The 23,865-nt window shown below is 61.2% G+C and carries 23 protein-coding genes; 8 read left to right on the top strand and 15 right to left on the bottom strand.

From position 1 onward, the window contains the following. Positions 1 to 11: 11 nt before the first annotated feature. Together AC3YOG_RS16045 and AC3YOG_RS16040 are read right to left on the bottom strand one after the other, a co-directional pair. Entirely contained in the window at positions 12 to 899 is an 888-nt protein-coding gene (locus AC3YOG_RS16045; protein WP_489935784.1) for a carbohydrate ABC transporter permease, read from the bottom strand. A 12-nt stretch (positions 900 to 911) separates the two neighbouring features. Further along, the gene (locus AC3YOG_RS16040) at positions 912 to 2,066 is read right to left on the bottom strand and encodes a Gfo/Idh/MocA family protein (RefSeq protein ID WP_489935783.1); all 1,155 of its coding nucleotides are present in this window, start codon (positions 2,064 to 2,066) and stop codon (positions 912 to 914) included. Positions 2,067 to 2,519: 453 nt separating this feature from the next. On the opposite strand from AC3YOG_RS16040, the gene AC3YOG_RS16035 reads away from it, so the two are divergent. The 5 genes from AC3YOG_RS16035 (at position 2,520) to AC3YOG_RS16015 (ending at position 7,815) form a co-directional block, all read left to right on the top strand. After that, positions 2,520 to 3,299 (top strand): carbon-nitrogen hydrolase family protein, encoded by a 780-nt coding sequence (locus tag AC3YOG_RS16035; protein WP_489935782.1) that lies wholly within the window; start codon positions 2,520 to 2,522, stop codon positions 3,297 to 3,299. Continuing rightward, positions 3,296 to 4,510, top strand: a complete 1,215-nt coding sequence (gene coaBC, locus AC3YOG_RS16030) for a bifunctional phosphopantothenoylcysteine decarboxylase/phosphopantothenate--cysteine ligase CoaBC (protein WP_489935781.1) — start codon at positions 3,296 to 3,298, stop codon at positions 4,508 to 4,510. The genes AC3YOG_RS16035 and coaBC overlap by 4 nt, the downstream gene beginning before the upstream one ends. A gap of 155 nt (positions 4,511 to 4,665) precedes the next feature. Further along, on the top strand, positions 4,666 to 5,703 hold the full coding sequence (locus AC3YOG_RS16025; protein WP_489935780.1) for a Bug family tripartite tricarboxylate transporter substrate binding protein: 1,038 nt from the start codon (positions 4,666 to 4,668) through the stop codon (positions 5,701 to 5,703). Positions 5,704 to 5,769: 66 nt separating this feature from the next. Next, positions 5,770 to 6,297 (top strand): tripartite tricarboxylate transporter TctB family protein, encoded by a 528-nt coding sequence (locus tag AC3YOG_RS16020; RefSeq protein ID WP_489935779.1) that lies wholly within the window; start codon positions 5,770 to 5,772, stop codon positions 6,295 to 6,297. A 9-nt stretch (positions 6,298 to 6,306) separates the two neighbouring features. Next, the gene (locus AC3YOG_RS16015; RefSeq protein WP_489935778.1) at positions 6,307 to 7,815 is read left to right on the top strand and encodes a tripartite tricarboxylate transporter permease; all 1,509 of its coding nucleotides are present in this window, start codon (positions 6,307 to 6,309) and stop codon (positions 7,813 to 7,815) included. A gap of 3 nt (positions 7,816 to 7,818) precedes the next feature. Here the strand turns inward: AC3YOG_RS16015 and AC3YOG_RS16010 are convergent, their stop codons facing one another. From AC3YOG_RS16010 to AC3YOG_RS15980, 7 genes are all read right to left on the bottom strand, one after another. After that, entirely contained in the window at positions 7,819 to 8,832 is a 1,014-nt protein-coding gene (locus tag AC3YOG_RS16010; protein WP_489935777.1) for an ABC transporter ATP-binding protein, read from the bottom strand. Positions 8,833 to 8,840: 8 nt separating this feature from the next. Then, positions 8,841 to 9,896, bottom strand: coding sequence for a Gfo/Idh/MocA family protein (locus AC3YOG_RS16005; RefSeq protein WP_489935776.1), 1,056 nt, complete (start codon positions 9,894 to 9,896; stop codon positions 8,841 to 8,843). After that, the gene (locus AC3YOG_RS16000) at positions 9,893 to 10,732 is read right to left on the bottom strand and encodes a carbohydrate ABC transporter permease (protein WP_172124587.1); all 840 of its coding nucleotides are present in this window, start codon (positions 10,730 to 10,732) and stop codon (positions 9,893 to 9,895) included. Before AC3YOG_RS16000 ends, AC3YOG_RS16005 begins: the two co-directional genes overlap by 4 nt. Next, positions 10,732 to 11,679 carry a carbohydrate ABC transporter permease gene (locus AC3YOG_RS15995; RefSeq protein WP_489935775.1) on the bottom strand — a complete coding sequence of 316 codons (948 nt, stop codon included), beginning with the start codon at positions 11,677 to 11,679 and terminating at the stop codon, positions 10,732 to 10,734. Before AC3YOG_RS15995 ends, AC3YOG_RS16000 begins: the two co-directional genes overlap by 1 nt. A gap of 80 nt (positions 11,680 to 11,759) precedes the next feature. Beyond that, the gene (locus AC3YOG_RS15990) at positions 11,760 to 13,022 is read right to left on the bottom strand and encodes an ABC transporter substrate-binding protein (protein ID WP_489935774.1); all 1,263 of its coding nucleotides are present in this window, start codon (positions 13,020 to 13,022) and stop codon (positions 11,760 to 11,762) included. 176 nt (positions 13,023 to 13,198) lie between these two features. Continuing rightward, positions 13,199 to 14,416, bottom strand: a complete 1,218-nt coding sequence (locus AC3YOG_RS15985; RefSeq protein WP_489935773.1) for a pyridoxal phosphate-dependent aminotransferase — start codon at positions 14,414 to 14,416, stop codon at positions 13,199 to 13,201. Positions 14,417 to 14,577: 161 nt separating this feature from the next. After that, a complete protein-coding gene (locus AC3YOG_RS15980) occupies positions 14,578 to 15,306 on the bottom strand; it encodes an aspartate dehydrogenase domain-containing protein (protein ID WP_489935928.1) in 729 nt (242 codons plus the stop codon). Positions 15,307 to 15,564: 258 nt separating this feature from the next. On the opposite strand from AC3YOG_RS15980, the gene AC3YOG_RS15975 reads away from it, so the two are divergent. Continuing rightward, entirely contained in the window at positions 15,565 to 15,798 is a 234-nt protein-coding gene (locus AC3YOG_RS15975) for a hypothetical protein (RefSeq protein WP_489935772.1), read from the top strand. Between the two features lie 61 nt (positions 15,799 to 15,859). Here AC3YOG_RS15975 and AC3YOG_RS15970 read toward each other — a convergent pair whose 3' ends face one another. From AC3YOG_RS15970 to AC3YOG_RS15950, 5 genes are read right to left on the bottom strand one after another with little or no spacing between them, the layout of a single operon-like run. Beyond that, positions 15,860 to 16,639 (bottom strand): HAD family hydrolase, encoded by a 780-nt coding sequence (locus AC3YOG_RS15970; protein WP_489935771.1) that lies wholly within the window; start codon positions 16,637 to 16,639, stop codon positions 15,860 to 15,862. Next, complete coding sequence (locus tag AC3YOG_RS15965; RefSeq protein WP_489935770.1) at positions 16,632 to 17,375, bottom strand: glycerophosphodiester phosphodiesterase family protein; 744 nt, start codon at positions 17,373 to 17,375, stop codon at positions 16,632 to 16,634. Before AC3YOG_RS15965 ends, AC3YOG_RS15970 begins: the two co-directional genes overlap by 8 nt. A 24-nt stretch (positions 17,376 to 17,399) precedes the next feature. After that, positions 17,400 to 18,317 carry an ABC transporter permease subunit gene (locus tag AC3YOG_RS15960; RefSeq protein WP_489888493.1) on the bottom strand — a complete coding sequence of 306 codons (918 nt, stop codon included), beginning with the start codon at positions 18,315 to 18,317 and terminating at the stop codon, positions 17,400 to 17,402. A 2-nt stretch (positions 18,318 to 18,319) separates the two neighbouring features. After that, on the bottom strand, positions 18,320 to 19,240 hold the full coding sequence (locus AC3YOG_RS15955) for an ABC transporter permease subunit (protein WP_489935927.1): 921 nt from the start codon (positions 19,238 to 19,240) through the stop codon (positions 18,320 to 18,322). Positions 19,241 to 19,298: 58 nt separating this feature from the next. Then, positions 19,299 to 20,648 carry an extracellular solute-binding protein gene (locus AC3YOG_RS15950; RefSeq protein WP_489935769.1) on the bottom strand — a complete coding sequence of 450 codons (1,350 nt, stop codon included), beginning with the start codon at positions 20,646 to 20,648 and terminating at the stop codon, positions 19,299 to 19,301. Between the two features lie 138 nt (positions 20,649 to 20,786). On the opposite strand from AC3YOG_RS15950, the gene ugpC reads away from it, so the two are divergent. Next, on the top strand, positions 20,787 to 21,836 hold the full coding sequence (gene ugpC, locus AC3YOG_RS15945; RefSeq protein WP_489935768.1) for a sn-glycerol-3-phosphate ABC transporter ATP-binding protein UgpC: 1,050 nt from the start codon (positions 20,787 to 20,789) through the stop codon (positions 21,834 to 21,836). Between the two features lie 109 nt (positions 21,837 to 21,945). Then, a complete protein-coding gene (locus tag AC3YOG_RS15940) occupies positions 21,946 to 22,914 on the top strand; it encodes a sugar-binding transcriptional regulator (RefSeq protein ID WP_489935767.1) in 969 nt (322 codons plus the stop codon). Positions 22,915 to 22,931: 17 nt separating this feature from the next. On the opposite strand, the gene AC3YOG_RS15935 is transcribed toward AC3YOG_RS15940, so the two are convergent. Continuing rightward, positions 22,932 to 23,834, bottom strand: coding sequence for a GntR family transcriptional regulator (locus tag AC3YOG_RS15935; protein WP_489935766.1), 903 nt, complete (start codon positions 23,832 to 23,834; stop codon positions 22,932 to 22,934). Positions 23,835 to 23,865 lie beyond the last annotated feature (31 nt).

Here is a 23,865-nt window from a genome sequence, read left to right as displayed (position 1 = left end):
GGGCACATCGGTCACTTGGGTTCTCCTTGCCCGAGGCGGCGCACGGCGCGGAAATAAACGAGGCAGAATATCGACACGAAGATGCAGATCACCACGGCCCGCGCAGCGCCCTCGCCATATTTGCGGCTGCCCATTGCGGTCTTGTAGGTGTCGATGATCATCGTCGTGGTCGAGCCCGAGGGGCCGCCCTGGGTCAGGATCCAGATGATGTCGAAGGAATTGAATGTGGCGATAAGCGAGAGCAGGCTCATGGTGACGATGGCCGGCACCATCAGCGGCAGGGTGATGCGGCGCCAGCGATAAAAGCGCCCGGCACCATCGGTCCAGGCGGCCTCGTAGAGATCCTTGGGGATCGACTGCATGGCCGCGAGGAAATAGATCGTGACCATGGGCACGCCGATCCACACATCGGTGACGATGGTGGCCCAAAAGGCGGTGTGGCCATAGGCGAGCCACGCGACGGGACCGTTGATCAGACCGAAATTCTGCAGCAGGCCCGAGATCATCCCGAATTGGCCATTATACATCCAGCCCCACATGAAGATGCCGATCGCGATGGGCACGATCCAGGGCGGCATGGTGAGGATGCGAAACAGCGTCTGGCCGGGGACAGCCGCATTGAGCAGCACGGCCCCGCACATGCCGATGATCATCTTTATGGAGACCGAAAAGAAGGTCCAAATGATGGTGCGGATGATGATTTCGGTGAAATTGCCGGCGCCAAAGATGCGCTCGTAATTGGCCCAGCCCACGAAATCATAGCCAGGGCGCAGGGCGGCATTGGTGAAGGAGAGAATGACCGTGTCGACCAGCGGATAGGCGACAATGGTCAGGATGTAGATCAGGGCCGGAGCCAGCAGGGCGAGAGCGAAAACTGTTGCGCTTCTGGTGCTGGTCATCGGCGGTCCCCCTTACTGGCTTCGGCCGAGTGCAGTGTCGAAGCGCTGCCAGATCGGGGTCATGTCGACCACCGATCGCGTTTTCATCGCTTGGTCCATGGCCAGCGCCAGCAAGCCTGCCTCAAGCGCATCGGTGACCGATACCGGCAGGGGCACCCCCTCGGTTAGGTGCCGCAAAATGTCCTCGGCCATCTGCTCATCGGCGCCGTAATGTACCGAGAGGTCGCTTGCCTTGTAGGTCTTGTCTTCGAGCCGCTCGGAGGTGCGACTATCGGTGACCTTGAAGTAATTGCGCACGAAGTCGCCTTCGGCCATGCCCCTGGCGCCAATCACCGCAAAGCGCCGGTAATCGTCGGGCACGTTGAGATTGGTGTGGAAGGTTAGCGCAGCGCCAGTTTCGTACTGCACGATCGCAGTCTGGAAATCGATGATGTCGCCATCGCTATCAAAGACCTTGTCGGAGCCTTCCCAGCCCGAGGGCTTGCGATGATAAACTTCGAGATCGTTGGCGCCGGCGCCCTGTGGTGAATTGTCTGGCGTGAAGCTGCGGCGACCGCCGAAGCTCGCCACATGCAGCGGCCGGCATCCCATTACCCCATTATAAAGATCAAGGTCGTGGCAGCATTTTTCGAGCATGAAGCTGCCGGCATAGCGCTCATAACGGCGCCAATCACGCATGAAAAAAGCGCCGTGATAAGGCGGGATGGTCTCGGAAGCCTCGATGGCCGCGATATCGCCCAACTGGCCTTCCGCCTGCGCCCGGCGCAAATCCTGGTATAGCGGCGCATAGCGCAGCACGAGGCCGACCATAACCCGATCCGAGCCGTATTGCCCGAGCAGTTCGGCCAGCGCCATGGTGTCATCGACTGAGGTAACGACGGGCTTTTCGGCAAAGATCTTCATGCCGCGCTCAAGCCCGATGCGGATGTGCTCGAGATGCAGGTGATTGGGTGAGCCGACCATCAGCAGATCGAGTTGGCCCTCTTCGATCAGCGCCTCAAGGCTTTGGAAGGCATAACCGACGGAAACACCGTGTTCCTGCGCATAGGACAGGCCGGCGGGAGCGGGATCCACATAGCCCACAATCTCGAAGTCGTCCCGGGCTGCGGAAAACACCCGCGCTAGATAGCCCAAACGAAATCCGAGACCGATTATGCCGACCCGCATGAATTCGCTACCCCGCGTTCTTCTTGTGCCGGCCCCAGGTGGGGCGAGTACTTTCTTGTAAAGTATTTTCAAGCTAGGCGGCTTTCAAAGGGCGTGTCAACATTGATTGTGTGGCTCGCACAACAGCAAACAGCACAGCGATTATTCTGCTCAAAGCGGCAGCAAGTTGCCGTATGTTCAGGCAAAAATCCGGTTCACGCTCCGGCGATGTGAGCGCTCCATCTTGGTGCAGCAAGGCACAGCCTGCCTGCTGGAAGCACTTGTGCAAGCTCCGGGAGAGGGCAGCGTTCAACGCTGACCCTGAAAATCCCCAACAGGGCTTCCGATGGCGCAGCCGCGTCTGTCGCCGCTCTTATGTTAACCTTGGTTGATCCCTGGGCAGCGGTTGATTTTCTTGCTTGCACCGGCCATGTGCCTTTCGAACCGTATTGGAGCGCGCCGTTGAAGGTCGTGTTGACACAGCCCAAGGTCCGAATGCTCGATGGAGACGATATCGGCAGGATCGCAAAGAGCATTAAAAGACGCGCCTTCAAGGGTGATCAGGATGACGTCATTCTCTTGCCCGAGCTGGTTGGGGAGGGCTACTCACCAGCGGACTACCACACGGCCGTTGCCGAGATGGCGCGAGAGTTCGGCTGCCATGTTGTTGGTGGCAGCCAGTTCGACAACCTCAGCGCGCTCCCCGTGAACCAAGGCATTGTTGTCGACCCCGGCGGCGCCGTCGTTGCACGGTACCAGAAGGCTAATCCCTACGGCCGGGAGCGGAACATCTCCCAAGCGGGGGAACGCGCGGGAGCCAGCTTCAACATTGGTGGGGTGCAGTGTTTCGTCCTGGTTTGTGCCGATTTCTTTCATGTCGAGACTTACCGCCATCTTGAGACCCCGCCGGAAATCATCTTTGTTCCAGCGCTGTCGGTTAGCCGAAAAAGCACTCCCCACATGGCCCGGGCGCGCTGGAGACATGCCATGATTGCGCGCGCCTTCGAACAGGCCGCATATGTCGCCGTCAGCGACTGGGCCTATCCGGTGCGCGTCGGTGGGGGCGAGCACCCAAGTTCGGGCGTGGCCGGCCTCGCCCATCCCGACCCCCAAACCACCGCAGACCTCCTGAGCTTGCTTGGCCGCAGTCAGGTGCGCGTTTTCGACATCGATCTCGAAGCTGGCCGCTTGTTGCGAGCCGACCAAAGGTCCCGGGGCTTTGAGATTGCCCGGCTGCGACAGGAGCAACCATGAGCATTAGCGACAAGCAGATCCTGGTTATCGTTTCGGGCGGCATTGCCGCCTACAAGGCACCCGATCTTGTGCGCCGACTGAGAGAACAGGGCGCCAAGGTGCGCTGTGTGATGACGGAGGGCGCGCACAATTTCATCGCCCCGACTACCCTTGCGGCGGTAAGCGGCCAGCCGGTTGCTTCCGACCTCTTCGAGCCGGTCGCCGGAGCCGATGTCGGCCATATCCGAATTGCACGCGAGGCCGATCTCATTGTTGTCGCGCCCGCCACCGCCGATTTCATGGCCCGGATGGCGCTTGGCCTCGCCAACGACCTTGCAACGGCAATTTTGTTGGCGCGCGACAGTCCGGTCCTCGTTGCCCCAGCCATGAACCCAAAGATGTGGGACAACCCCGCCACCCGGCGCAATGTCGCGACACTCAAGGCCGACGGCGTGTTGTTTGTTGGGCCGGAGAGCGGGGAAATGGCGGAGTCTGGGGAAGCCGGGCTTGGCCGAATGGCAGAACCAATGAAAATACTCGAGGCTGCCCGACAAGCCCTCGCGCCAAAACAGCAAAGGCTCGCCGGGTTTTCCTTTCTCGTGACCTCGGGCCCAACCGAAGAACCGATCGATCCAGTGCGCTTTATCTCCAACCGGTCCTCGGGCAAGCAGGGCCATGCCATCGCGGCCGCCCTGGCGCGCGAAGGCGCTGCGGTCACGCTGGTCTCCGGCCCGACCACCATGCAGGACCCCAAGGGCGTAACGGTTATCAACGTCAAGACGGCAGCGGAAATGCTGGAGGCCGCCACCGGCGCTCTGCCGGTAGACGGCGCAATCTTTGTCGCCGCGGTGGCCGACTGGCGGGCGGCAACAATTGCTTCCAGCAAGCTCAAGAAGCAGGGCGGCGACGACGAACAACTCTCTATTCAGCTCGTGCGCAACCCTGACATCCTCGCGACCATCGGCCACCATCACCAGAGGCCACAATTAGTTGTTGGGTTCGCTGCTGAAACCGATGACCTTATCAGCAATGCCCAGGCAAAGCTGGGCTCCAAGGGCGCCGACTGGATCCTAGCCAATGACGTGTCATCCGCCGCTGGTGTGTTTGGCGGCGAGCTGAATCACATTCATCTTGTTGCCGCCGACGGGGTCACCGATCTTGGCGCCGGAACCAAACAGGATCTGGCCGATCGCATAATCGAGCGTGTCGCCCAATTTTTTGGTCGCGCTTGACGGTCCGCTTGCCGGGATAGGCAGACGTCGGTCTAGAAGCCTTCACTCTGTAACCAGGCGGTTACTTAGTGGTTGACAGAGGCTGCGGAGGAACAGCAATCTGGCGAGGTGATCACGGAAATATCCGGATCACGTGCACATTGGGAGGAAATTCGATGAACAGACGAATGCTGTTTGTCTTGGCGAGCGGCGCGTCAGCGCTGATGCTGGGCACGTCCTTGACGGCCGCGCAGGAGTGGAAGCCCGATCGTCCAATCAATCTGATCGTGCCCTGGGGGGCTGGCGGCTCCACTGATCAGGTTACCCGGGTTACAGCTCCCATCTTGGCTGAGGCCCTGGGCGTTGAAGTTGTGGTCGTCAATCAGCCGGGCGCTTCTGGTGCGATCGGTACCCAGGAGGTGCTGAACGCCCCCCATGATGGCTATACCTGGACGGCAAACGCGATTGCCAACAACGCGACCTACTCGGTTTCGGGACTGCTCGAAGATACCGACATCGACGACTGGCATATCTACCTTTCCGTCGCCAATGTGCCGGTGGTCAGCGTTCCCGCTGATAGCGAATTCACCGATTTCGGCCAGCTGCTCGAAGCGCTTAGGACCCGGGGCCCGGAGATTACGGTTGCCACTGCCGGCATAACCTCCTCGGGCGGAACCGCTGTTGCCGCGCTCAGCGACGCGGCCGATTTTGAATACAACATGATCACCTATGATGGCGGTGGCCCCGCCGCCATTGCGACAGCATCGGGCGAAGCCATGGTGACCACGCAATTGGCCGTGGAGCAGACCGAGTTGATCCGCGGCGGTCGCCTCAAGGCTCTGGCCGTGTTGTCCGACCAGCCGCTGGTGCTGGAGGGTGTTGAGCCCATTCCGCCGATCACCAACTGGCTGCCGGAAATGGAACTGGCACCCGATTACTTCGGCATCTTCCTTCCTGCCGATTCGCCACCCGAAGTGCTGGCGACGCTGGACCGGATTTGGGAGGAGAAGGTGATGACTTCGCCCGAACTTAAGTCCTATGCGGAAACCTTCGGCGCCGTGTTCGCCCCTTCTTACGGCCCCAAGGCGCGTGAACTGGCCATGCCTGTTGTTATTCTTGAGGCTTGTTCTTCAGTGGACCGGGGGGAGGCTGTCAACGATCCCTCGACCATCGGCATTGATTGCGCAACCCGCACCGAAGTTGGCACGCCCTAGAGCATCGTGGCGGGCGGGAGCCCGCCACCTCCTCCCTCTTCGTCAGGCCGTCTCAAGAGTACCGCGATGGACACTACGAACACCCCCGGGGACGAAGCAATTCGCTCTCGCGCCGATCTCCTGACCGCCCTGGTGCTGCTCGCATTGGGGTTGGCCGTGATCTACCTATCCTGGACCATGCCGCGGCTCGAAGCGCGCCGGATCAATCCTGCGACGATCCCGGGACTGGTTCCCTTTGTCTTGGGCGTCTTGCTGACACTGTGTAGCGCTCTGCTCGCGGTGCGCTCCTGGCGCATCAAGGCGCCTGGTGCGTGGCAGGGACTTGCGGCACTACTGGTGACCCCCGAAGCGCGGCGCGTACTCGCGGTGATGGCCCTCGCCCTGTTTTACACCCTTATCCTCGTGGGTTGGTTGCCGTTTTGGGCGGCGTCCATGCTCTTCATCTTCAGCTTTATCGTGCTGTTCGAGGTCGTTCTGACCGATGCGCCAATGCCCCCACTGCAAAGTGCGGTCTGGGCGCTCGGCATCGCGGTTGCGGGCGGCACCGGAATCTACCTCGTCTTTGCCCGCGTTTTTCTGGTGCGCTTGCCCTAGGATTTGTTCATGTTCGATGGATTGCTGCTGCTGGGGCAGGGGATTGGTCACTTCCTCAATCCCCAGTCCTTGTTCAATGTCGTGTGGGCTACGCTCCTCGGCCTGGTGATTGGCATCCTGCCGGGTCTGACCGCGACCATGGGCGTTGCCCTCCTCGTCACGCTCACCTACAAAATGGCACCCGATCAAGCGATCCTGACGCTGATGTGCGTTTATCTGGGTGCCATCTATGGCGGCAGCCGCACCGCCATCCTGCTCAATATTCCGGGCACGCCCGCCAATGCTGCCGCAGCGCTGGATGGTCACCCATTGGCTCTGCAAGGGAAGGCGGGGCTGGCGATGGGGCTCGCGACAACCTCCTCGACGCTGGGCACCCTGGTCGGCATCTTCTTTCTCGCCATCATCGCCCCGCTCCTGTCCGAGGCCGCGCTGAAGTTTGGCTCCTACGAGTATTTCTGGCTGGCGCTGTTCGGGGTGGTGATTTCGGGCCAAATGTCGGGTAGCGACACGCCGCTCAAGGGCTATATCGCCGGCATATTGGGCTTGCTCATTGCCATGATCGGAATGGAAACCCTGCATGCCCATCAGCGCTTTACCTTCGGTATCCAGGCGCTCGGTGGCGGCATCGACCTTATCCCCGCCATGGTCGGTGCCTTCGGCTTTGCCGAAATTCTTTCAGCGATGAAGCGGCGCGCGGTGGCCCAGATTGCCGCGGTCAATGACCGCGTCGTTCCTACCCTCGGGGAAGTCTTTCGCTATTGGCGCACGATCATTCGCTCGGGCTTGATCGGCACCTTTGTCGGCATCATCCCAGGCGTTGGCGAAGACGTTGGCTCCTGGACCTCCTATGCCGCCGCCAAGCGCGCCTCCAAGCATCCAGAGCAATTCGGTAAAGGCAGTCAGGAGGGCCTGATCGCCGCCGAAACCGGGGACAATGCCGTGGTTTCGGCTGCCATGATCCCGACCCTGACCCTGGCATTGCCCGGCTCTGCCGCGGCAGCGGTGCTGATCGCGGCCATGTATATCCACGACATCAGACCCGGCCCGATGCTGATGGTGGAGAACCCGGCCTTCCTTTACCAGGTGGTCGCCATGCTGCTATTGGCCACCTTGGCCAATTTCATCTTCGGGCTATCGCTCACCAAGCTGTTCATCAAGGTCCTGATGGTGCCGCGGGAACGGCTGATGGCGGTGATCTATGTTCTCTGCGTGGTTGGCTCGTTCGCCATCACGCAACGCATGTTCGACGTCTATGTGATGCTGTGCTTTGGCATTGTCGGGTTCGTTTTGCGAGAGATGAAATACCCCATGGCCCCGCTGGTGCTCGGCATCATCCTGGGTGACTTGCTCGACCTCAATTTGCGCCGCGGCCTGCAATTGACCAATGGCGATCCCTCGCCATTTTTCACCCGCCCCATCAGTGCCGTCCTTTGCCTCGTGATCGTGATCACGATCATCATGTCGGTGCCGGCTGTGTCGAGGCGGGCGCGAGCGGTGTTGAAACGGCAAATGTCCTGATGGTCAGGCTACGGCCCGGCCTTGTACATCGAAGCGGTGCAGGTAAAGCGGGTTGGGGGTAACAAATACCGTGGTGTCGGGCATGAAGGCTTGTTCGCCAAACAAGCGGACGGTGATCAGTCCCGCCGCTTCGCTTTCGAGATAAAGATTGGTGTCGGCGCCCAGATGCTCCACATGCATCACGCGGGTTGCAAGCTGCCCCTCGGTGGTGCTGACCGTCAGGTGCTCGGGCCGGATACCGATGGTGGCAGCGCCGGCAACACCCAGCTTTTCAGCCGGAATGAAGTTCATCTGCGGCGAACCGATAAAGCCGGCGACAAAGGTACTGGCGGGCTTGTTGTAAAGCTCCATGGGCGAGCCGACCTGCTCGATCCTGCCGGCGTTGAGCACGACGATCCGGTCGGCCAAGGTCATGGCCTCGACCTGGTCATGGGTGACATAGATCATCGTGGCCTTGAGTTGCCGGTGCAGCCGGGCGATCTCGAGCCGCGTATTGACGCGCAGCGCGGCATCGAGATTGGAGAGCGGCTCGTCGAATAAAAAGAGCTTGGGCTTGCGCGTCAGGGCGCGCCCAATGGCGACACGCTGGCGCTGGCCACCCGAAAGCTCGGCGGGCCGCCGCTCGAGATAGGGCTCGAGCGACAGCATGCGGCTGGCTTCCGCCACCCGTGCTTCGATGTCGGCCGCCGGCTCGCCCGCCTGCTTCATCGCTAGCGCCATGTTGTTGCGCACGGTCAGGTGCGGATAGAGGGCATAGGTCTGGAACACCATGGCGATCCCGCGCTTGGCGGGCGGCAGGTTGTTGACCACTTTGCCGTCGATTTCGATGCTGCCCGAACTGGCGTCCTCGAGCCCCGCGATCATGCGCAACAGGGTGGACTTGCCGCAGCCAGAGGGGCCGACAAAAACCACGAATTCCCCATCGCCCACTTCGAGATCGACGCCGCGGATAACCTCGGTCGAGCCAAAGCTCTTGGTCACGGCATTGAGGCGCAGGCGGGTAGCAATGTCAGCCATGTCTGGTCCTAAAGGTCGATGGCGCGCATTTCGCGCGCGCTCTGGTCGGCGGCGAGGACGATCTCGAGCGAGCGCACCGCGTCTTCATTGTGCTTGGAGAGATCGATGTCCTCGCGGATGGCCCGCAGCATGAAGCGCTGCTCGCGTGCACAGAGCTCATCATGGCCGGGCTCATCTTCGGTGGACAGCCATTCATCGGCGCGCGCAAAGCTGCCATCGGCCTGCAGTTCGGCATGGTGGGTGCGGATGCGTGCCGTCTTGGTGTGGGTCGAATGGTCCGAGGAACGTGCGCCTTCGTCCATGACGATCGACACCGCTCCCTTAGCCGAAATTACGTCTTTGACGAAAAACGCGGTTTCGCTGATCATCGGGCCCCAGCCCGCTTCGTACCAGCCAACCGAGCCGTCATCGAACGCGACCTGCAGATGCCCGTAGTTGAACTGCTCGGGCGCAATCTCGTCGGTCAGCCGCACGCCCAATCCGCGCACCTGCACGGGCTTGGCATCGGTAATCTGGCACATGACGTCGACATAATGCACGCCGCAGTCTACGATAGGCGAAGTGGACTCCATCAAGGTCTTGTGTACCTTCCAGAACGAGCCGGCCGATTGCTGGTTGAGGTTGAGGCGGAACACATAAGGCGGGCCCAGTTCGCGCGCCTTGGCAATGAAGTCGATCCAGGACGGATGGTGGCGCAGGATATAGCCGATAACGAGCTTGCGCTGGTGCTTCTTCGCCGTTCCCACCACTCGGCGGGCGTCTTCCACCGTGGCGGCGATCGGCTTTTCCAGAAACACATGGGCGCCTGCTTCCATCGCCGCGATGGCATAGGGGGCGTGGGTGTCGGTATAGGTGTTGATGGAAGCGAGCTCTGGCTTGGTCGCCGCCAGCGCCTCGTAGAAATCGGCGAAATGCGGATAGGCCTTGAGCTCTTCGGGCACTTTGCCGCTGCGGGTCACCACGCCCACGATCTCGAAACCGGGTTCATTGTGATAAGCCAGCGCATGGCTGCGCCCCATGGTTCCCAAGCCGGCAACAAGCACGCGAACAGGTTGATCGGTCATTTCACAGCACCCGAGGTAATCCCGCGGATCAGCTGGCGCGAGAAGATAAGATAAAGAACCAGAACCGGCAGGATCGCCAGCGACAGCGCCGCCAGCACCGCATTCCAGTTTGTGACATATTGCCCGATAAAGATCTGCGAGCCCAAGGTGATGGTCTTGGTCGCCTCGCCCGGGGCCAGGATCAGCGGGAACCACAGATCGTTCCAGATCGGGATCATGGTGAAGACGGCGACGGTTGCCATGGCCGGGCGCACCAGCGGCAGCACCAGGCGAAAGAAGATCTTGTATTCCGACAGCCCGTCGATGCGGCCGGCATTCTTGAGATCATCCGAGACCTGCCGCATGAATTCCGAGAGAATGAAGATCGCCAGCGGCAGACCCTGGGCGGTGTAAACGAGGATCAGCGCCCAGTGCGTGTTGACCAGCCCGCCCGCCACCATCAGCTGCAGGATGGCGACGGTACCAAGGCGGATTGGGATCATGATGCCGAGCGCGAGGTATAGCCCCATCAGCGTGTTGCCACGGAAGCGGTATTCCGAGAGCGCAAAAGCGGCCATGGCGCCGAACAGCAGCACGAAAAACAGCGACGCGACCGTCACCAGCAAGCTGTTGGAGAAGTAGAGCAGGAAATTGCCCTGTCCAAGCGCGGTCTCGTAGCCGATCAGGGTGAAGGTTTCGGGCGTCGGCACTTCGAGGGGCGAGTTGAAGATCGCGCGCTTGGACTTGAACGAGTTGACGATGATCAGGAACACGGGGAACAGCGCGATCACCGTATAGGTAATGAGGACGGCATGGGCCGCGATCTGGCTGCGGAGGGACGTGCGGGTCTGGGCCATCAGAACTGGTACCGGCGCATGCGGCGCTGGATGCCGAAGAGATAAACGGCAACGCCGGCCAGGATGATGAAGAACATCAGCGTTGCGATGGTGGCGCCAAGATGCCGGTCGCCCAGCTGGGTCTGGAAGCCAAAGAAGGTGCGATAGAGCAGCGTGCCCAGGATGTCGGTCGATCCATCCGGCCCGGCAATGGCGCCCTGGACGGCATAGATCAGGTCGAACGCATTGAAATTGCCGACGAAGGTCAGGATCGAGATGATGCCGATGGTCGGCAGGATCAGCGGCAGCTGGATTTTGAAGAACTGCGAAAAGCCGGTGACGCCATCGATCTCTGCCGCCTCGATCACATCATCGGGGAGCGACAACAGTGCGGCATAGATCAGCATCATGGGAATGCCGACATATTGCCAAACCGAGATCAGCGACACGGTGATCAGCGCCGAATGCGCCTCGCCCAGCCAGGGCGCGAACAGGTGCTTGAGCCCGACCAGATCGAGTAGATAGGGCGACACGCCCCACAGCGGGGACAGGATCAGCTTCCAGATAAAGCCGATGATGACAAAGGACAAAATGGTCGGCACGAACATGGCGGTGCGGTAAAAGCCGCGCAGGCGAAGTCCGGGCATGGACAGGAGTGCAGCCAGCAGGATGCCGATGGGGTTCTGCACCAGCATGTGAATGGCAAAAAAGATGAAGTTGTTCGACAGCGCGTTCCAGAAGCTCGCGGCTAGGCGCGGGTCACCCAGAAGGCGGTTGAAATTGTCGAGGCCGACAAAACGCTGCCCCTCTGGACCTGCCACAAACAGCGAGAGCCGGAGCGTTTCGAGCAGCGGGTAAATCATCACCACCGTATAGACCAGCAGTGCCGGCGCCAGAAACATCAGAATGTGCCAGCGCCGCGGCTTGGACGAAACGGCAGGGAGCGGGGAGGGGGCGTCGACGGTCATGCTGTTCCAGTGCGGCCGGGGGCGGCGAGCAAAAAGGGCTGCAAAGGATCAAGCCTCCGCAGCCCCATGGTCATAGGCGCTTAGTTGGACTGCTGCGGCTCATACCAGGAGGCGAGGCCATCCTGGGTGATCTTGGCGGCATCTTCCGGAGTGGTGGTGCCGTTGATCACATTGGCCGATTCACGCCAGGTCTCGATGTCGAGATTGGGCTCGCCCCGGCCCAAAATGGCGGCTGGGTGGCGAATGGTGGTCTCGCAATCCTCGCGCCAGGAGACGAATTCCTGGGCCAGTTCGTTCTCGAGCGGCACGGCCGCCGAGTTCAGGCTGAAAAAGCCGGGCGAAGCGTTGGCATAGATTTCGGCGAACTCGGTGGAGGCGACCCAGGATAGGAAGGTGCGCGCCGCTTCCGCATTGGGCGAAGCGGCATTGAGCCCCAGGCCGATATCGTTGTGATCCGAGATGTAGCAGGTGTCGCCGGCGGCTTTCACCGGTGGCTTGAAGGCGCCCATCTCGAAGTCGACCTGCGGCTCGAACACGGAGATTTCCCACGAGCCGGCTGGGAAGATGGCGGCGCGACCGAGGGTGAAGAGGTTCTGGCTATCGGGATAGGTCTGGGCTTCAAAGCCGTCCCCCAGATAGTCGCTCCAGCGCGCGAGGGTCGTGTAGGGCTCGACCCATTGCGGATCGGTCAGCTTCTGCTCGCCCGCGATCAGCGCCAGGCGGCCTTCCTCGCCTTTGTAGCTATTGGGGGCAATGTTGTAATAGCCCATGGTGGCCGCTTCCCACTGGTCCTTGGTACCCATGGCCAGGGGCGTATAGGTGCCATCCTCCTTGATGGCGTCGAGGACGGCGAAGAACTCGTCTTCCGTCGCGGGCACTTCGAGGCCCAGTTCGGCAAAGATGTCCTTGTTGTAGATAAACCCATGGATCACCGAAGCCATGGGCACGCAGAAAGTCGTGGCGCCATCATCGGTGGTCCAGGCAGACTTGGCGACATCGGAGAAATTCTCGATGCCCGGCAGGTCGTTGAGCGGCGCCAGATAGCCCTGGGTGAACTGGGCGAGCGCCAGATCGAAGGGGCGGCAGGTGATGAGATCGCCGGCGGTACCCGCCTCCAGCTTGGCGCCGACAGCCGAATTGTATTCAGTCGGGCCCAGGGGCGCGAATTCGACATTGATCTCGGGATGAGCGGCCTCGAAGGCGGGAATGATCTTTTCGTTCCAGATGGGCAGATCGTCGTTGCGCCAGCTTTCGATGGTGAGCGTCGTCTGCTGGGCGAAAGCCAGCCCCGACGAGCCCAGGAAAGTGGATGCCAGCAGCAGTCCCGTTACAATTCGCTTCATCTTGGTGGTCTCCCGGTCGCGCCCATATTGGGCAGCTTATTATTGCGGTGTGGGCGGCAGAGCGCAGCTAAGCTGCGCCGCTGCCTGTAAGTTTTACTTCATCAGGCCCAATCAGCGCGGTCAATCCAATCTCTCGAGCCCGCCACTATTTGCCCAGCTTGACGCGAGTTTACGCTCTAACCCCGATGGCGTTCCACCAGCGTGGCAAGCCGCTGGACGGCAGCGACCGACGCGGCATGATCCTGGGAGAAGTTCAGCCGGATGCTGGCACCCGAATGGGGGCTGAACTCGGTGCCGGGTGTCACGGTCACACCAGCCAGCACGCGCAGCGCGGTCACGAACTGCGCCGGCTCGATGCTCAGTTCGGGCAATTGCGGGAAGAGGTAACTGCCCGCTTCGGGCGTGCGGACAAAGCAGCCCTCGATGGAGCGGAACTGCTCCACCAGATCGTCGCGGATGGCCTGGTGCTGGGCGATGCGGTCGTCCATCCAGCCGGCGGGCTCATCAAACCAGCTGCGCAGCACGGCCTGGTTGTAGCCGGCGGCGCGCAGGGACACGATCGCCTGAAGCTTTTCCATGCGCTCGATGATTTCGCTCGAGCCAAAGGCGACGCCCAGGCGATAGCCGCTGAGGGATTCGGTCTTGGATGGCCCCATGATGGTCACGACGTTCTCGGCGTCGACCGCGCCTGCGCGCAGATGAGTATAGGCGACGCCCTCATAAAGCAGCCGCGAATAAAGCTGATCCACGATCACGCTGGCGCCATAGCGTGTGGCGAGGGCGGCGATACTGGCGATCTCGTCGCTCGAATAAACGACGCCGGCGGGATTGTTGGGGTTGGAAAAGAGAAAAAGCTTGGCGCCGGCCTGGAAGGCGGCTTCCAGCTGGTCGAGATCCAGTCCGGCTTGCCCCGCTGGAGCTTGTCGATAGCCCAGTTGCACGGGCACCATTTCGCCCTCGAAGAATTCAACGAGTTTGCGGTTGGCGAAATAATCGGGCTGGACGATCGCGACTTTGTCGCCGCGCACCATGGTGGCGGCGACCGCGAGGAACAGCGCCCCCTGGGTGCCGGGGGTGATGATCAGCCCGTCGCGCGCCTCCACCCTCGCGCCGGTGAACTCGGCAAGTTTTGCGCCGACCTCCTCGCGGATTTCGCCGGAGCCACGATATTCTGTATAGGCCTGCGAGCCGCCCTTGGCGACGCCGGCGTTGAACAGGTCCAGCGCTCCAGGCGTGGGCTCATGGGCATCCACATCGCCATGGGAGAAATCGACTGGAGTGCCCGTCAGTTTTTCTCCGCTCAGGAAACCCTCGGTTCCCGAGATAGCCTGACGGGTTTCCTGCCCCGGGGCATTCTGGGTGCCCAACTTGCTGAACTTGCTCTGAATCGACATGCAACGTCCTTTATTCTCGACCGAATGGCGCTTTGATTTGGGCAGACCTGGACAGGGAGGCGGGAAGATGAGCTCCAGGGGCTCGGGTGACTATCTCTTAGCCAGCTTTTTGTTGTGGGTCATCACGGCTCTGGGACTAATACGATCGCTCGTCACGGCCACTAAACGAGCGTCACGCCGGTCCCACCCAGGATGCGGCGAAGCGAGCCCACGGCGGAGTGGGGCGTGTATGAGCCGGTAACGCCCCCGAGCGAGCGCGAGGACGCGCTGATGTCCCAGTTGAATCCGGTCCCGGTGACTTCGATGCGATGGTCATTAGTCGGCAGATCGGGTTGCGCGACGATCCGGCTGATTGTTCGGTCAAAGCCGATACCGGCGAGGGCGATGGCTGCATGCACATTCACATTGCGGGGAAACAACCGACAGGCCTCACGCACGGGCCCCTCGAACAGCACCCCTCGGCCCGCCGGATCGACGCCTAGGCTCTTGCCGCTCTTGGTGGTGGTAATGGTGACGCTCTCGATAAGCTCGCGCCCATCAGCGATGCCGTCCAGCGCCAAAATCGCCCCATGGGGAACATAGAACTGGCGTCCAGAGCTGGCGGCGGCAGCACGGACCGATTTGTCTGTTTGCGCATCGGCCATAGCCGAGCAGCTGAAGGCGCAAAAATCGGCGCGCTCGAGAAATCTTGGCGCCAGCGCCGAGACTAGCGCCGGCATCGCGGCCTCAACCACAAGATCGGCATCCCGCTCGAAGGCCGCCTCTGGCTCAGTGACAACCAGTCTGGGGTCGATCTTGAGGCCTTCCAGCTTTTGCGCGTCGCGCACCAGCACAAAGGCGAGTTCAATTTCGGCCATTGTCCGAAGGGCGCTCAGAAGCGACTGCCCGATGGCTCCCGCACCGATCAGGCCGATTTTCTTTGGCTGGTAGATTTTGTGGACCCCGATAGCGCTGTTGCAGCCGGCATACTATCGAGAGGCGCCGCTTGGCAATCTAGCGCTTGCCCTCTTCTGTCATCTTCACCGGCTTTCACTAGGCCCGGGGTCCAAATGGCATAGCATTTATCTTTGCTTACGCCTTGGCGTGACGCTTTTTGACGGAGCCGGATCAAAGGGATTGGCGTTGTGGAAATAACAACGAGGTTGAGCATGAGCATACTCCCAGAAAAATTCACTGGCCGATGGTTGCATCACGGCGACTGGCACGGCAAGGAATTCAGCCACGAGCTGGCCGAATACGAGCATGACGAAAGCCCTGGCGCTACGGGCGCGACGCCGATGCGGCACGCTCATATCGAGCGCGAAGGCAAGCAGATCGGGGTTTGGGTGCCCGCCAGCTGGAGCGACGATCAGGCTCGCGAAGCGCTGGAAAGCAACTGGTAGGGCTCGGGCATTTCGAGCCTGGATACCCGGCCACGCGAGGGGCGGTCGGGCATGGGACCTGTTAGCGAGCCTCTGAGCCAGAGCCCAGGGTAGCGTCTTGAGGGCGGGCAGAACTGTTGCCGAGCAGCAGATCTGCTTGCTCGAGGCAGGCCTGCAATTCGCCGCTGCCCTTCGCGACTAGATGCGCCCCCGCTTCGCGCAGCACTTCGGCCCGCTTGCCTCGGGGATCGCGCAGATCCACAAAGCCGATGGCGATCATGCCGGCGGCAAGGGCGCCTTCGACCCCGTGGGGGCTGTCATCCACCATAATGCAGCGGCGCGGATCGGCCCCCATTTCAGCGGCGCAGTGCAGCATCAAATCCGGTGCCGGCTTGGGATGGGCAACGTGATCAGCGCTGAACACATGACCATGAAAGGCCTTCCAGAGCCCGACGCGCCCAAGGCTGCGAGTCAGCCGGTAAAGCGAGCTGTTGGAGGCCACGCAGATCGGGCGGTTGAGGCGTGTCACCACATCGGCAATGCCCTCGATCTCTTCGACGGCTTCAAAGCCCTTGTAAAGGCGCTTGCCCCAGGCGGTGAACAGCGCGTCGAGATCCGTGACGCCGAGCTTTTCAGTCAGATAAGCCTTGGTGTCCCGCTCGGAATTGCCGGTAAAAGTCACATGGGCTTCGGTTTGCGTCATGGGAAAGCCCGCATCGGTGAGGGCTTCGGCCATGGTGCGGCTGGCAATGATCTCGCTGTCGATCAACACTCCATCGCAATCGAAGATTACGAGGTCGGTGTTGTGCAAGATAATGGGGCCGGCCGCGGCCCCGTCGGCGTCGAGTATTGAATCAGCCACGAAGCTTTTCCTTTACGGAAATGGCGAGATCGGGAACATCGGAGGTGATGGAAAACACGGGCTGCTGCAGCCAGTATTCGATGCTTTCGGCATCGTTGCACATCCATACCGCCCATCGGTTCATCGGCACGATGGACTTCACCAAATCAAGATTTTCGAGGAGGACGCTGCGTTCCACCGCGACGATCTCGACGAGTTCGCCGAGCATAGTGAGCGCTGCCGGCAGCCCGCCGAGGCGCTCGGCCGAGTGCCGGTCAATCGAAGCGAGGCGCCGCCCATTGGGCACCGCTGTGCGGATGTCGCGCAGCACATCGGGATCAAAGCTCGTGAGCACGGCCCGATCCCCAAAGTTGAAGCGCTCCATCTCGGCGAGCACGGCGGGCACAATGCCCGGATAGGGCTTGTGGTCGTGATCGGATTTGAGCTCGATATGGAGTTCGAGCGTGCTGTCGGCGAACAGTTCGAGCACTTCGCGGAAAGTCGGGATGTGCTCGCTGTCGCTGTCGCGCAAGATCACGTTCTTGCGCCCATCCACCGGCAGATCGGCCACAAGACCGGTGCCCAGCGTCGTGCGCTCGAGCGTGGCGTCATGGATGCACAGGAGCTCGCCCGCCTTGGTCAGGTGGATATCGAACTCCACGGCATCGACGCCGAGCGCGCGCACCTTCTCGAAGCCGCCCAGGCTGTTTTCTGGCCACACGTTGCGACCGCCGCGGTGACCCACGATTTGAACCACTTCAGATACCCTCTTGGTTGAAGCTTACTTGCCGGAATCGACAAGTCCTTTGGTGAACAGGCCCTGCATCGCCAGGATGATGACGGCGGGGGGCAACATGACGAAGAACGCCGCGGCCATGGCCAGATTCCAGGCCGGTTCCGCATCGGCAACTGGCACCAATTGCTTGAGGCCAAGCACGGCGGTGGCCATGCTCTTGTCGGTGGTGAAGAGGAGGGGCCAGAGATACTGGTTCCACCCGAAGATGAAGAGGATGATCGCCAGCGCGCCGATATTGGCCTTGGAGAGCGGCAGCAGGATATCCCAGAAGAACCGCATGGGTCCCGCCTTGTCGAGGCGCGCCGCTTCGCAGAGCTCCTCGGGCACGGTGAGGAAGAACTGGCGGAACAGGAACACCGCCGAAGCCGAGGCAATCAGGGGGAGGATCAGGCCCTGATAGGTGTTGACGAGGCTCCAGTTGAGCGCGGTCTCGACCCGGTAACCGGTCAGGGAGGCGATCAACCCGGACAGGCCCGAAATATCGACCACCCAGCGCAGGGGCCCCGCCACGTCGGCAACGGCCTCATAGGTGGGGATGATGCGCACTTCCACGGGCAGCATCAGGGACACAAAGATCAGCCAGAACGCCGTCATCCGGAAGGGAAAGCGGAAGTAAACGATGGCAAAGGCCGCCAGCAGCGAAATGGCAAGCTTGCCGATCACGATGCCGCAGGTGACGATGATCGAGTTGAGGAACAGCCGGCCGAAATTGCCCTCGTTCCAGGCCTGGGCGACATTGTCAAAGAAGTGCAGCCCCGGTAGCACCGGGAAAGGGGATTGCTGCACTTCCTGAAGCGTGTGCGAGCTGGCCACAAAGGCGAAGTAAAGCGGCAGACAGACCAGCAAGGCACCAAAGATCAGGATGCCATGGCAGACAATGGTGAGGGTCCGGTTCTGGATCATGCTCAGACCCCGTAATTGACTTTGCGCTCAAGGGCGCGGAACTGCAGGACGGTGAAGGCAATCGCCACGATCATCAGCACCACCGACTGGGCGGCCGATGAACCCAGGTTCAGCTGCACAAAGCCTTCCTGGTAGACCTTGTAGACCAGGATATTGGTGGCTGCTGCCGGACCGCCTCTGGTAACCGCATCAACAATGCCGAAGGTCTCGAACATCGCGTAAACGAAGTTCATGACGATCAGGAAGAAGATGGTCGGCGTCACCAGCGGCAGCGACACGGTAAAGAACCGGCGCAGGGGCTTGGCGCCATCGAGCGTGGCCGCTTCAAGCAGGGAGGTAGGGACGGCCAGCAAGGCGGCGGCCAGGAAGATGTAGTTGTAGCAGATATGCTTCCACACCGCGGCGATGATCAGCAGCGTCTGGGCATCGGCCGGACGGCGATTGGGGTCCCAAGGAATGCCGAGCGAATGGAGGAACTGCGCGATCGGGCCCACGGCGGGGTTGAACAGAAAGGCCCAGAGCACGCCGGAAATCACGGGGGCAATGGCATAGGGGAGAAGGATGATGCTCTTGTAGATGCCCTTGCCGCGCACCACGAAGTCGGTGGCGAAAGCAAAGATGCCGGCGAGCAGGAGCGTAGCAACGCTCGTCACCACGGTGAAAAACACGGTGAAGGAGGCGCTGGCGCGATATTCGGCGCTGGAAAACAGCTGGGTGAAGTTGGAAAGGCCCACCCACATCGTGTTGCCGCCAAACGGATCCACCTGCACAAAGGCCAGCGAGAGCGCCTTGTAGGACGGGATAAAGAAGAAAAACAGCAGGATCAGCAGCTGCGGCGCCAGCAGCGCGGCAGCCAGGCCAGGCCGCCTGAAATGGTTGGCTTTGAGCCCGGCATCGGACGGACGCAGGAGCCCTGCCACCATGCCGCGCAGGTCAAAGCTGAGGGAGCGCCCGGAGGCGCTCCCTGCTAGAATGACGTCTTCACTTGTTGGCATTGAGCTGCTCGAACTGACGCAGGACCTCGTTGCCGCGAGCAACGGACTTGTCCAATGCTTCCTGGGGAGTCTGCTGACCCGTCCAGACGCCCTGGATTTCCTGGTTCATGATCTCGAAGATCTGGTTGTGGTTGCCAAAGCGGAAGCCGCGCGAGTTTTCGGTCGGGGTGCCGCGGTTGAGCTGGAGAATGGCAATTTCGCGCGTCGGATGCTCGTCGTAGTAGCCGTCCGCCTTGAACTTGTCATAGGCCTGGTTGGTCACGGGCACATAGCCGGTCGCACCAGCCCACCAGGTCTGGATTTCCGGGGAAGCCACGAAGTTCAGGAACGCTGCGGCGCCCTTGTATTCTTCTTCGCTCTTGTTGGCCAAGACCCACAATGCACCCCCACCGATGGTGCTGTTCTTGGGCTCAACGCCTTCTTCGTGGGGGAGATAAGTGGCACCCCAGTTGAACTGCGCGCCCGCTTCCACGCCGGCATGCGCCGCGGTGGAGGCAGTGATAGTGGAGCACTTGCCCGAGATGAACAGCTCTTCGGGGTTGAGGCCCTGGCCGGCGATCTGGAGGACGCCATCGTCCATCCACTTGTCCAGGCGCTCGAGCTGGCCAACAATCAGCGGGCTCTTGTTGAAGGTGAACTCGGTTGCCAGCCCATCAAAGCCATTGGCCAGCGTGCCATATTGCTGGTCGTGCATGGCCGAATAGTTCTCGATCAGGCTCCAAACAAAGTCGCGCGCCAGGGCCATCGAGCAATCATTGATGCCCTGCTCCTTGATCGCATAAAGCTGCTGCTCAACTTCCTGCCAGGTTTCGCCCGGTGCATCAAAGCCGGCGGCCTTGAAGTGGTCCGCATTGTACCAGAACACTGGCGTCGAGGAGTTGAACGGCATTGCTGCCGGCTTGCCATCCTGGAAATAGTATTCAGCGACTGGCGCAACGAAATTGCTCCAGTCGATCTCGTAGCCCTGCTCTTCCATCAGCTCGGGCACCGGCTTCGTGGCGCCGGAATGAATCATGGTCAGGAAGGTGCGCTCTGAGGTCTGCGACAGCACCGGGTGCTGCTTGACCCGGTAAGCCGCGATCATGGCAGCCATGGCTTCTTCGTAATTGCCCTTGTTGGTGGCAACCAGCTGAAACTCGTCCTGGGAGTCGTTGAACTTGGTGACGAGCTCGTCGACGATGGGCGTCAGGCGCCCACCCAGTGCATGCCACCACTCTATGGTGATGCGATCCTGCGCCATGGCGGGAGCGGTCAGCGCCAGAACCGACACCGAAGCGGTCACGAGGCCCGCAGCAGCGTTGATAAAGCCAGGCAATCTGGACTTGGAAATCTTCATTAAGCCCTCCTCATTGGGGTTCGCCCAGACTGGGCGGCCAGTCAGCTCTCTAACGGAGCATGAGCAACGCTAGCGGGACCCTTGAATAGTGTCAACGTCATGTTACAAATGTAAGACAGTGATTGGAGGAGACCGGATATGGCCAGCATCGAGCTTGAAAACCTGCGCAAGCGCTACGGAAATGTTGAGGCGGTAAAAGGGGTTAGCCTCAGCATCGAGGATGGCGAGATGATCGTCCTGGTGGGGCCCTCGGGTTGTGGAAAATCGACGCTGCTGCGCATGGTGGCCGGGCTCGAATCGATCAGCTCGGGCGTTCTGCGCATCAGCGACAAGGATGTGAGCACGGTCGAACCGGCCGATCGGGACATCGCCATGGTGTTCCAGAACTACGCGCTGTACCCGCATATGTCGGTGCGCGAGAACCTCTCCTACGGCCTGCGCAATCGCCATTATTCCAAGGCCGATATTGCCAGCCGGGTGGAAGAAGCCGCGCGCATTCTCGAGATCGGCCCCTTGCTCGATCGCCGTCCTGGACAGCTTTCGGGCGGGCAGCGCCAGCGCGTGGCCATGGGGCGCGCCATTGTCCGCAACCCTGCCGCGTTCCTCTTTGACGAGCCCTTGTCCAACCTCGACGCCAAACTGCGCGTGCAGATGCGGGTGGAAATCCGCAAGCTGCAGCGCCGCCTGCGCACGACTTCCATTTACGTCACCCACGACCAGATGGAGGCCATGACCCTTGCCGACCGGCTGGTGGTGATGAATGCCGGCCGGATCGAGCAGATCGGCACGCCCATGGAGGTCTACCAGACCCCCGCGACCCTGTTTGTCGCTAGCTTTATCGGCTCCCCGCCGATGAACCTTTTGCCGATCAAGGCGCTGGGATCGGCTGCGGCCGGTCATCCCATCTATGATTCTGCAGCCGACATCGTGGGCGTTCGTCCGGACTCGCTTTCGTTGGTCCAGCCTGCGGCTCCTGCCATCAGCTTCACGGGCGTCGTGGAACTGGTGGAGCCGCTGGGCAACGAGTTCCATGTGCACCTACGACTGGACGGCTATGCCGATCCGCTGGTCGCCAGCCTCGACGATGCCAGCGGAATCAAGGACGGCAAGACCATTACCCTTTGGGCAGAGCACGCGGCCTTGCACCAGTTCAACGCCAAAACCACCCAGCGTATTGCCACGCAATAGTTGGCCATGGCAGTGACCGCAGGCGCTTGCACAGTGAAACTGAGCTGGTCCACTGTGCAAGTGTGGTAAAGGCCTGACCGTGTTACGGCCAGACGGGTAGAGATCTTCCATGCAATTGACGCCAGGCGAGCATCCTTTTGACCAAACCTTGGTGCGAGTCGCCTGGCTTTATTTCAAGGAAGGGCGCACGCAGGCCGAGATAGCCGATCTTCTCTCCACCAATCGGCCGCGCATCAACAAGCTGATCAATGTTGCGCGGCGCACCGGGCTTGTGACCATCACGCTCAATACCAGCCTCACCAGCTGCATCGAGCTCGAGCAGGAACTGGTGGGCGAGTTTGACCTTGAGCGCGCCATCATCCTGCCCACGCCCAAGGACCCCGACATGGTGCCGGTGCTGATCGGGGAAGCCACCGCGCAATATCTGATGCAGCTCCTCAGCAGCAACGAGGTCTCGGGCGTCGGCACCGCCTGGGGCGCGACCTTGCGCGAAATGGTGCGCTTCGTGCCCGCCGCCAAATATCCGCAGCTTTGCGTCAGCTCGGTGATCGGTGGCCTTACCCGCGGGCTGGCCATCAACACTTTCGATATTGCCAGCGATTTGGCGCGCCAACTCAACGCCGAATGCGCTTATCTCGCCGCGCCGGTTTATGCCGACAGTGCGCAGTCACGCGATGCGATCCTCAACCAGCGCGAATTCCAGAGTGCCTTTGAGCGGATCGCCAAGAACGACATCATCCTGGTCAGTATCGGCGATCTGTCGGATCGCTCGCTGCTGATGCGCTATGGCTTGCCTCAGGATGTGGAGCTGCAGTCACTGCTCGCCGCCGGGGCGGTTGGGGATGTTCTGGGTCAGTTCATCAACCGGGACGGCGCCCTGATCGATCACGAGATCAATAGTCGGGCCGTTGCTCTTCCCCTCGCCATCCTGGCCAAGGTGCCTCGTGTCATCTTTGCCGCCGGCGGCTTGTCCAAGGCCGCCGCTATTGCCGGGGCCCTTCGCTCCCGCATGGGCAGCGCCCTGGTCTGCGACGAAGACACCGCTCGCAAGGCGCTTGCACTGACGCGGGAGAGGTAGGCCCGGCACTGCCGCTATCAGGGCAGGGCATGAATGCGGAGCGAATTGAGCAGGGTCTGCTTGGAGGTCTGCAGATGCTCCCGGGCAGCTGCGAGGGCTGCCTGCTCATCGCGCGCTTGCAAGGCCTCAATCAGCCGCAAATGCTCGCCCACCGCAGCCGTGTTGCGCTCGCGCTCGTCCTTTTTGTCCCACTGGTAGTGGTAGTGAAAAACGAGGGTGATGACCTTTTGGAACTCGCTGGCAAAGCGGTTCCGCACCGTTTTGCCAATCGTGGTGTGGAAGCGCTCATCGAGCAGCGAAAAATCGTGGTAGCGCGTATCGATCTCAGCGGCGAGTTGCCGGTGATCCGCCTCGAGCACGGCAAGCCGATCCCAGATCGGATCGCTCGGCGGCAGGGAAATCACATGGGAAACCGCATTGAGCTCAAGCACCATGCGGAAGTCGGACAGTTCAACGGCATAGTCCCGGGTGAACCCCACCAGCTCCCAGCCGCCCCTTGGGCGCCGCCGCACCAGCCCAAAACGGCTGAGTGAAGCCAGAAACTCCTGCAGGCCATAGGCAGTGACCCGGAAGGTCTTGGCCAGATAGGTGACGTTGAGCGCGGTTCCGGGCGCCACGTCGAACCGCAAGATCCAGTCAAGAAACTGCCGTTCAAGTTCATCGAGGGAAATCTGGTCGGCCTGCACCGCCAGCCTGTCGGTCGGCTTGGGCAAACGCACCAAGGTCTTTTGCCGGCCGTTCCACTCGATCAAGCCTTCGGCCTGCATACGCTCAAGCGCGGCCCGCACCACGGTGCGACTGACCTCCAGGTCGGCCGCCAGCGCCAGTTCGGCTGGCAATTGGTCGCCTGGTACAAGCGCCTCGCACCGATCCAGCAAGCTGTTGAAAGCTTCGCGAAAGCGCTCGTCAGTTCTGGCCACCCAAGGCGCCCCCAGTACATTTGTCGACAAT

The sequence above is a fragment of the Devosia sp. Z6_126 genome, from assembly GCF_058133495.1.
Note: the sequence above shows the minus strand (reverse complement) of the source record. Positions and strands in the feature narration are given on the sequence as shown.

Bases quoted from the DNA above. Each gene is read 5' to 3' on its own strand.
- AC3YOG_RS16015 (WP_489935778.1), top strand. From the start codon at position 6,307: ATGTTCGATGGATTGCTGCTGCTGGGGCAGGGGATTGGTCACTTCCTC.
- AC3YOG_RS15975 (WP_489935772.1), top strand. From the start codon at position 15,565: ATGAGCATACTCCCAGAAAAATTCACTGGCCGATGGTTGCATCACGGC.
- AC3YOG_RS16025 (WP_489935780.1), top strand. From the start codon at position 4,666: ATGAACAGACGAATGCTGTTTGTCTTGGCGAGCGGCGCGTCAGCGCTG.
- coaBC (WP_489935781.1), top strand. From the start codon at position 3,296: ATGAGCATTAGCGACAAGCAGATCCTGGTTATCGTTTCGGGCGGCATT.
- AC3YOG_RS16000 (WP_172124587.1), bottom strand. From the start codon at position 10,732: ATGGCCCAGACCCGCACGTCCCTCCGCAGCCAGATCGCGGCCCATGCC.
- AC3YOG_RS16020 (WP_489935779.1), top strand. From the start codon at position 5,770: ATGGACACTACGAACACCCCCGGGGACGAAGCAATTCGCTCTCGCGCC.
- AC3YOG_RS15995 (WP_489935775.1), bottom strand. From the start codon at position 11,679: ATGACCGTCGACGCCCCCTCCCCGCTCCCTGCCGTTTCGTCCAAGCCG.
- AC3YOG_RS15960 (WP_489888493.1), bottom strand. From the start codon at position 18,317: ATGATCCAGAACCGGACCCTCACCATTGTCTGCCATGGCATCCTGATC.
- AC3YOG_RS16045 (WP_489935784.1), bottom strand. From the start codon at position 899: ATGACCAGCACCAGAAGCGCAACAGTTTTCGCTCTCGCCCTGCTGGCT.
- AC3YOG_RS15950 (WP_489935769.1), bottom strand. From the start codon at position 20,648: ATGAAGATTTCCAAGTCCAGATTGCCTGGCTTTATCAACGCTGCTGCG.
- ugpC (WP_489935768.1), top strand. From the start codon at position 20,787: ATGGCCAGCATCGAGCTTGAAAACCTGCGCAAGCGCTACGGAAATGTT.
- AC3YOG_RS15985 (WP_489935773.1), bottom strand. From the start codon at position 14,416: ATGTCGATTCAGAGCAAGTTCAGCAAGTTGGGCACCCAGAATGCCCCG.
- AC3YOG_RS15955 (WP_489935927.1), bottom strand. From the start codon at position 19,240: ATGGTGGCAGGGCTCCTGCGTCCGTCCGATGCCGGGCTCAAAGCCAAC.
- AC3YOG_RS16010 (WP_489935777.1), bottom strand. From the start codon at position 8,832: ATGGCTGACATTGCTACCCGCCTGCGCCTCAATGCCGTGACCAAGAGC.
- AC3YOG_RS15940 (WP_489935767.1), top strand. From the start codon at position 21,946: ATGCAATTGACGCCAGGCGAGCATCCTTTTGACCAAACCTTGGTGCGA.
- AC3YOG_RS15990 (WP_489935774.1), bottom strand. From the start codon at position 13,022: ATGAAGCGAATTGTAACGGGACTGCTGCTGGCATCCACTTTCCTGGGC.
- AC3YOG_RS16005 (WP_489935776.1), bottom strand. From the start codon at position 9,896: ATGACCGATCAACCTGTTCGCGTGCTTGTTGCCGGCTTGGGAACCATG.
- AC3YOG_RS16040 (WP_489935783.1), bottom strand. From the start codon at position 2,066: ATGCGGGTCGGCATAATCGGTCTCGGATTTCGTTTGGGCTATCTAGCG.